Source organism: Streptomyces sp., from assembly GCF_031181705.1.
Lineage (GTDB): Bacteria > Actinomycetota > Actinomycetes > Streptomycetales > Streptomycetaceae > Streptomyces.
Window position 1 is genome coordinate 50,906 of record NZ_JAPSKN010000018.1, and the last position, 7,793, is coordinate 58,698.

Annotated in this window: 8 protein-coding genes and 1 pseudogene; 3 read left to right on the top strand and 6 right to left on the bottom strand. The window is 74.1% G+C overall.

The genetic code is table 11. From position 1 onward, the window contains the following. Positions 1-17: 17 nt before the first annotated feature. Positions 18-1,046, bottom strand: coding sequence for a hypothetical protein (locus tag RIN80_RS06470; protein ID WP_309094523.1), 1,029 nt, complete (start codon positions 1,044-1,046; stop codon positions 18-20). A gap of 162 nt (positions 1,047-1,208) precedes the next feature. Further along, on the bottom strand, positions 1,209-1,826 hold the full coding sequence (locus RIN80_RS06475; protein ID WP_309094524.1) for an RNA polymerase sigma factor: 618 nt from the start codon (positions 1,824-1,826) through the stop codon (positions 1,209-1,211). A gap of 302 nt (positions 1,827-2,128) precedes the next feature. Between RIN80_RS06475 and RIN80_RS06480 the strand changes: the two genes are divergently transcribed. Continuing rightward, entirely contained in the window at positions 2,129-3,292 is a 1,164-nt protein-coding gene (locus tag RIN80_RS06480; RefSeq protein WP_309094525.1) for a peptidoglycan recognition protein, read from the top strand. A gap of 2 nt (positions 3,293-3,294) precedes the next feature. On the opposite strand, the gene RIN80_RS06485 is transcribed toward RIN80_RS06480, so the two are convergent. From RIN80_RS06485 to RIN80_RS06500, 4 genes are all read right to left on the bottom strand, one after another. Next, positions 3,295-3,690 (bottom strand): hypothetical protein, encoded by a 396-nt coding sequence (locus RIN80_RS06485; RefSeq protein ID WP_309094526.1) that lies wholly within the window; start codon positions 3,688-3,690, stop codon positions 3,295-3,297. 134 nt (positions 3,691-3,824) lie between these two features. Continuing rightward, a complete protein-coding gene (locus RIN80_RS06490; RefSeq protein WP_309094527.1) occupies positions 3,825-4,379 on the bottom strand; it encodes a hypothetical protein in 555 nt (184 codons plus the stop codon). A gap of 108 nt (positions 4,380-4,487) precedes the next feature. Next, entirely contained in the window at positions 4,488-4,994 is a 507-nt protein-coding gene (locus tag RIN80_RS06495; protein ID WP_309094528.1) for a hypothetical protein, read from the bottom strand. 96 nt (positions 4,995-5,090) lie between these two features. Continuing rightward, positions 5,091-6,680: a glycoside hydrolase family 20 protein gene (locus RIN80_RS06500; protein ID WP_309094533.1), complete on the bottom strand. Its 1,590-nt coding sequence runs from the start codon at positions 6,678-6,680 to the stop codon at positions 5,091-5,093. 301 nt (positions 6,681-6,981) lie between these two features. Between RIN80_RS06500 and RIN80_RS06505 the strand changes: the two genes are divergently transcribed. Further along, entirely contained in the window at positions 6,982-7,455 is a 474-nt protein-coding gene (locus RIN80_RS06505; protein ID WP_309094529.1) for a 2-oxo-4-hydroxy-4-carboxy-5-ureidoimidazoline decarboxylase, read from the top strand. Between the two features lie 219 nt (positions 7,456-7,674). Further along, positions 7,675-7,793 (top strand): annotated as a pseudogene (locus tag RIN80_RS06510) (succinate dehydrogenase, cytochrome b556 subunit); the annotation flags it as partial.

The window sequence follows — 7,793 nt, forward strand, 5'->3', positions numbered from 1 at the left end:
GGTCACATCGCCGACCGTCAGGGACGGCCGCGGTCGTCGGGGCGCTGGGTCCGCCCCTCGGTGCGAGGCTCTCCGCCGTCGCTGCCACGGCCGTTGCCGGCGCCACTGCCCCCGGTGCCCGCACCGTTCTCCCCAGTGCCCGCACCGTTGCCCCCGGCGCCCGCACCGTTCTCCCCGCTGCCCGCACCGTTCTCCCCGGCGCCCCTGCCGTTGCCCCCGGCACCCGTGCCACGGCTGTCGCCGCCCGAGCCGTTGCCCGCGTTCCCGGGGTCACCGCCTGCCTTGCCGGAGCCGGGAGTTCCGTCGCCCTTGTCAGGTGCGGCGGTGCCGTCGGGCTCGTCCTGGGCGCCGGCGGACCGCTCCGCGCAGTAGGCCGTGACGTTCCTCTCGCCGCCCGCGGCCTCGACGAGGCGCTGCCAGGCCGTCGCGCCCAGGGCCTTGCCCCGGCCGCCGACCCGCTCGTAGGCGCGGCAGTGCGCCTCGGTGTCCCGAGCCGTGCCGGGGTGGTCCGGGCGGGCGGAGCCGGAGCTTGCCGGGCCGTCGGTGGCACCGCCGGACGAGGGGCCGGGGGCGCGGGTGACGGCCGGTGGGCGGCTCCGTTCGCCGGGATCGTCCGTGGACGCCACCGAGCCGATCGCCGCCACGGCGACACCGCCCAGCGTGAGACTGGCGAGCAGCACGGAGAGGGTGGCCCTCAGCGAACGCCCGGGAAGCCGGCGCTCCCGGAAGCGCCAGTCGTCCCGGCGGCGGGTGCCGGCCCGGTGCGCGCCCGCGTCCCGGGCTGCCAGGAACGCGGCGACGGCCCGCTGCTCGGCCTCGGCGTCGATGCCGTCGCGGATGAGAGCGGCGGCGAGCAGCGCCTCCAGCTCGGCCTCCCGCAGGGCCGGGGAGGAGCCGGGGCGGCCCGGGCTGCCGGGCCCGGCGGTCCTGGCGTGGCCGGCGGGCCGTTCGCCGGCGTGCGGCACGGCCCGGCGGGTGTGCGCGGAGTCCGCGGGGTGCACCTGCCGACGGCCGGGGGGCCCGCCGTCGCTCCGATGTTCACCCATGTCCGGTTCCGTCCCTGCTCGATCCACGCGTACCGCACGGCCGGCCGTGTGCCCACGGCCCGGCCGGCCGGCCCGGTGACCCGGGCCCCATCCATACGTCTCGCCCGTCCGCCCTGTTCAGGGCGGCGGCCCCGGCGGCTGCCCCCGGGCCGCCGACGCCGTTCATTTCGACTCCCCCAGCGTCCGGCGCGCCTCATCCGTCACACCTTCGACCCCCAACTGGGCGGCGAGACGTTTCAGCCCCCGGTACGCGGCGGTGCGCACCGCCCCCGGCCGCTTGCCGAGGACGCGCGCGGCGGCGGGGCCGTCGAGGCCCACCACGACCCGCAGCAGCACGGCCTCGGCCTGGTCCTGCGGCAGTCCGCCGACCAGCCGCAGGGCGTGCGCGGTGGACAGCGACTCCAGCGCCTGGTCGTGGGTGCTGTGCGGCCCGGGCAGGTCGAGGACGTCCTGTTCCAGCGCGGAGGGCCGGGGCCGTACGCGCTGGCGGCGCAGATGGTCCAGCGCCCGGTGCCGGGCGATGGTCGCCGTCCAGCCACGGAAGCCGGCCCCGTCGCCCTTGAACCGCCCGAGGTCCCGGGCGATCTCCAGCCAGGCGTCGGAGGCCACGTCCTCCGCGTCCTCTCCGACCAGGCCGCGCAGGTAGCCGAGCAGACCCGGCTGCACGATCCGGTAGGCGACCGCGAAGGCCGCCTCGTCACCGTCCTGGGCCCGCGCGACGGCCGCGCCCAGTTCCCCGTCGTGCGCCTGCCCCCGCCGGGGTTCCCCTCCCTGGCCCAAGTACCGTCCTCGTCCGTACCGAGCGCGGCGCGTCCGTGCCACGTCCTCCACGCAGATCAGCGCCGGACCGCCGAGAAGTGTCACAGCGGACCGGCCGTCGCCCACCGGAGGGCGGGCAGGACCTGACGCCGTGACACCCCGGGCGTCCGCTTGCGGACAGGGGCCCTGCGCGCGGCGCACGGGGCCCTTCGGTCGTCCTCCGTTCGCCGGATTTCTCCCGGCGGGCGAACGGACGGCCCGGCAGGCGGGAAGGACAGTCAGGACATCCCGCCGCCCCGCAAGTGGACCGGAGACGAGCCCTCATGACACGCCTTCTGCTGCGCACCGCCGTCGTCACGGCCCTGGTCCTCGGCGCCCTCGGCCCGGCCCGCCCCGCTCTGGCCGCCTCCTCCGACGGCGTGACAACCCTGCGGGTGCCGGACGGCGATCCGCACGACAGGGCCCTCGCCCCGCGCACCACCGAGCCGTTCAGTCTGCTCGGCATCACCTGGGACGACCCGCACGAGGCCCTGGACGGCACCGCCCACGTGCGCACCCGCTCACGGGACAGCGGTGCGTGGAGCGCGTGGCGCCCCCTGGAGACCGATGCGCGGATGCCCGAGACGGGCCCCGACCGCGCCCGGGCCGGAGTGCGCGGCGCCACCCAGCCGCTGTGGGCGGGGCCGTCGGACGGCGTCCAGGTGCGCGTCTCGGGCGAGCGGCTGCCCGAGGGGCTGCGCGTCGAACTGGTCGATCCCGACGGCGGACCGGACCACGCCGTGCACGTGGTGGAGCCGGGCGTCGTCCCCCCGGCCGCCGGACCGCTCGCCCCGGACCGTCCCGCCGTCACGGCGCGTTCGGCCTGGGGCGCCGACGAGTCCCTGGTGAAGGACCCGCCCACCTACACCGGCGACACCAAGGCGGTGTTCGTCCACCACACGGCCGGCACCAACGACTACGCCTGCGCGGAGTCCGCGTCGATCGTGCGCGGCGTGTTCCTGTACCACGTGAAGAGCAACGGCTGGAACGACATCGGCTACCACTTCCTGGTCGACAAGTGCGGCACCGTCTTCGAAGGCCGCGCGGGCGGCATCGACAAACCCGTGCTCGGCGCGCACGCCTACGGCTTCAACACCGACACCAGCAGCGTCTCGGTGCTCGGCGACTACTCCGCGACGACCGCCAACGCCGCCGTCCGGGAGTCGGTCGCCAAGGTCGCGGCGTGGAAACTCGGCCTGTACGGCACCGACCCGACCGGCACGGTGGTGCTGACCGCCGGGGCGAACAACGGCAAGTACCAGCTGGGCGAGAAGGTCACGATGCACCGCATCTCCGGCCACCGCGACGGTTACCCGACCGAGTGCCCCGGGCAGCACCTCTACGACGACCTGCCCCAGATCCGCACCCTCGCCGGGAACGCCGGCAAGCCCACCGAGCCCGCCCCGCCGCAGACGGACCCGTTCGCGCCGGAGCCGTCCGGGCGCTGAGGCTACGGCCGAAACGTGCCGCTCACCGCGTCCCGGCACAGCAGCCGCAGCGAGCCGTGCCCGGCGTAGGCGCGGCGGGCCTCGTCGATCGGGTCCCACAGGCGCCCGTCGGGCGTGCGGATCCAGTGGTCGCCGCCGCTCGCCCACCACTCGGCGCCGGCCTGACGCGCCATCACCTCGCCCGCGTAGGCGCCGAAGCCGCGCAGTACCGTCTCGACGGCGGCGAAGGGCGCTCCCTCGCGCCGGATCTCCTCGATCATCCGGTCGACGCTCCACAGACTCTGCGCCGAGTAGTCGAGGCGCAGCCGTGCTCCCTCGCGCATCGTCGCCACTGTGTCCGCCGCCCACCGCAGGGGCTTCGCCGCCGCCGACGGCCTGGTCTCCGCTTGAGTCGTCACATCCCCAAGAGCGCTCAGGAGAAGCGTTTCGTCACCCGGATTCCGGCGGCTGCCCCGAAGCGGCGCAGGACCGCCCCACCTCACCCGGAGGACGGTCACAGGACTCTCGCAGGATCGGGGGTTTGCGCCCGGTCTCAGCCCTGCTGCCGGTTGCGGCGCGACACCACCGCGCGCAGCACCCGCCGCCCCTCCGTCGCCACCTCGAGCGCCCGGCGCAGCCCGGCCTGCCCGTGTCCGGCAAGGACCTCCAAGACGACGACCTGCCGGCGCAGTTCGGCGGCGACCAGGGGCGACAAGCCCTCCGTACGGCCCTCGCGGCGGGCGGAGACGGAGGAGGTGCCGTCCTCGGAGGGGTCGAGGAGCCGGTGGATCTGCAGGGCGGCGACGGAGCAGGCGTCGGCCCACACGCGCAGCGCGGCGGCGGACCGCTCGGCGGGAGCGGCCCGCAGCATCCGGTGGGCGAGCACCACCGCCTCGTCCCCGTCGCCGACGGCGTCCAGCTTCGCCCGGACCTGCTCCAGCCGCTCGCCCCAGTCGGCGGCCCCGGCGTCGTCGGTGAGGCTCGCCCACAGCGGCCGCAGGGTCTCGTCGTCACCGCCCAGCAGGGGCACGCACCGATCCAAACAAGCCAGCCCGCTCGCGGCCAGCCCGCGCTCGTCGGCCTGTGCGATCAACTCCACCAGGCTCATCCACGCCTCCCTCCGCGGGCCGTCTCCGGGGCCCTGTCAGGCCGTTTTCAGCCCATACCCCTCACGGAACCCGCACTTCCCCTTACTGCGTGCGACGGCCCCGCAGTGTCACAGGGGCACCACGCCCAGCCTGTCGAGGAAGCGGAACAACAGGTTTTCGGCCAGGGGATCGGGGTCTGACGTGAGTACGTCCAGGAGGGTCTCGGCGTTCACCTCGTGCCCGGCCTCGGCGGCCCAGCGCACCGCGCGCTCGGCGGCGTCGTCCGGTTCGAGGAAGTAGTCCTCCAGCGTCAGGCCCTTCTGCCCGGCCCCCAGGTACCCGGCCATGGCCGCCCGGGCGAGGCAGGTCGTCCACGCCCCGCTCTCCGGCGCGGCGGCCTCCAGCACCACGCACTCGCTGTTCATGACGTACCCGAACAGCGCGGGCGCGCCGGTCTCGTCCGCGAGGGCGTTCATGTTCCCCACGTCGCCCTCGCCGCCCGGGTACTCCCAGACCTGCCATCCGTCCGGTGCCGAGGTGTGGCGCGTCATCCGGTCCGCCGCGCCCGCCAGCGCGTCCAGCCCGGCGAGCGGCCGCTCCCCCCGGCCGACGACGAAGTATCCCCAGTAGCCCATGTTCCGGTTCCCCCCGGCGTATTCGATTCGGCTCGCGTCAGAAGACGACCACAGCCGTACGGGCGTTCGCAGCCGTATGGGCCAATTCGAGCGGACTCAGCCGAGCCTGTCCGCGAGCGCCCGGAACTCGGCCCAGGACAGTTCGGGCCTGTCCGGGTCCCACAGTTTCTGCACGGTCGCCCGCAGCGGCAGCCGGATGCCGGCCGCGACCTGGGCTTGCGTCTGGGAGTTCGCCAGGTCGCACCAGACCGCGAAGGAGCCGCCGAGGATCTGCCCGTCGTAGCGCTCCGGGACGGCCGCGGTGCCGCGCAGCACGCGGGGCGTCCACTGCTCGTAGATCCGCTGCCCCGTCGGATAGACGAAGGTCTGCGGCTCGCCGAGCACGTAGTACAGGAACTCGTCGTTGTAGTTGATCACCTTGCGGCCGGCCTCCAGGTACTCCAGCGGCGGCCGGGCGCCGATCTCCTTGCCGGTCCAGTACGCGACCTGGATGTCCTTGTCGGCCTGCACGGAGCCGCCGCGGAAGAAGCCGTCGTTCCAGGCGCGCGGGACCCGCTGGTGCCCCCGCACGGTGGCCGCCCGGTCGTTCAGCCAGCCGGTGGTGAGGTCGGCGACCGTGGCGCCGGAGCCGTACTTCTCGCGCGCGGCTGCGGCCAGCTGCGGGAAGGACGCCTCCGGGTCGGAGCGGACCAGTGCCTGGTACTCGTCGGCGCCCAGGTGCCAGGGCTTGCCGGGGAAGAGGTCGGCGTACTCGTTCAGCAGGTCGTCGACGATCTCGGCGCTCTCCGGCTTGGAGATGTCGATGGCGCCCTGCACCGCCGACCCCTGCGCGGTGCGCAGCTGCAGGTCGGGGTGGGCCTCCAGGACCGCGCCGAGATGTCCGGGCGAGTCGATCTCGGGCACGACGGTGATGTGCCTGCTCTCCGCCAGGTCGACGATCCTCCGCACCTGCGCCTTGGTCAGGTGCTGCTCGGAGACGACCTCCGGATGCGTGTCGGACTGGATCCGGAAGCCCTGGTCGTCGGAGAAGTGCAGCCCCAGCTCGTTGAACTTCAGGTCGCCCAGCTCACGGATCCGGTCCTCGATCCAGCCGGCCGTGAAGTTCTTGCGCGCGATGTCCAGCATGAACCCGCGCCGCTCCTTGGCCGGCTCGTCGCGCACCACGCCCTCGGGGGCCGTGCCGCCGTCGTGGGTCTCCTGCTTGAGCGTGCGGGTGCCGTAGAAGACACCGGCCTCGGCGGGCCCGCTGATCTCGACGCGCCCGTCGCGCACGGTCATCACGTACGACTCCGGGTTCGCGCCCTTCTTCGCCGCCAGCGACAGCCGCACATCCCCGTCCCGGTCGTCGTCCTTCTCACCCGCGTAGGTCAGCCCCAGTTCTCCGGCGATCAACCGCCCCTCGTCGGCCAGCGCGGCGTCGTTCACGACCACGCGGTCGCCGTCCCCGGGCTTCCAGCCCGGGCCGCGGGCGGGGGTGTGGTCGCGCACGGCGGGGATCGTGCGGGGCGTTTCGGACAGGGCGTAGGAGCGGCTGGGGCTCGTGCCCGGTTCGGTGGTGGTGGGGGCCGCCGCGGCCCCGCCGGGAGTGGATCTCGCCTCCGCCCCGGTGGACCCGCCGTCGCCGCCCGAGGCCGCCCAGAGCCCCAGACTCACCCCGGCCGCGACCACGACCAGGGCTACCGCCATGGCCACGACCAGCACCTGCCGCTGTTTCACCTGCTTCGCCGAAGCCCGGCGCCTGTGCTGACTCACACGCCCAACCTAAGACCCGGCACGCCCCGGCGCGCGTCCACACGCGTCCACCAGGCGTTCCGAAACTCTCTCCCCCGGGTGAAATTCAGGCATCCGTCGGACACGCCGTGGTCGCACTCGATAGCGTGACGTCACAACTCTCACAACACCGCCCTGCCGACACACGTGACGCCCACGAGGACCCACGCTGCCCGCGCACCGTCTCCCAGACCTCCCCGGCCGACCGGCCATACCGGTGGAGCAGTTCAACGCAGCCTCGGCAAAGGATTTGGAGCAGACCCTCCTCGCCTGCCTGCGCAGCCGCCGCTGGGCCCGCCGCGTGGCGGACCACCGCCCCTACCCGGACCTGGACTCCCTGCTGGCCGCCGCCGACGAGGCGGCCTACGACCTGACCTGGGCCGACCTCACCGAGGCCCTGGCCGCCGAGCCGCTGCCCACGCTGCCGCCGGACACGTACTCCGCGGCCCACACGGCCCTCGACGCGGCCCACGCCGCCTACGAGGCCCGCTTCGGACACGTGTTCGTCATCTGTCTGGACGGCCTGTCCCCCTCCCAGGTCCTCGACCGCATCCTGGAGGCCATCCGGTCACGATTGACGAACGATCCGGAGGAGGAGCGGGCGGTGACGGCAGAGGAACTCCGGCGCCTGGCGAAAGGGCGCCTGCTCAATGCCCTCAGGGGCGCGGGGAACTGCGCGATCAGCCGCTGACAGCCCGCACCCGGCACCACACGGACGCGGCACCGCGCCGGGCCGCACTAGCCCACCCGTACCCCTTTGCGTGCCAGTTTGATCACACCCGGGGACCCCCGCTCAGCCCAGCGGCAGCGCCTCGCTACGATGCTGGGGGCCGGTGGACCGTACCCGGCCGGGCCCGACCGACAAGGAAAGCCGGCGCGGCCCCAATCACCGCTCCCGGAGGAAACTTCCGTGCCGGCTGGAACGCTGTACCGCGGCCGGGAAGGAATGTGGTCCTGGGTGGCTCACCGAGTCACCGGCGTCCTCATTTTCTTCTTCCTGTTCGTCCACGTGCTGGACACCGCTCTCGT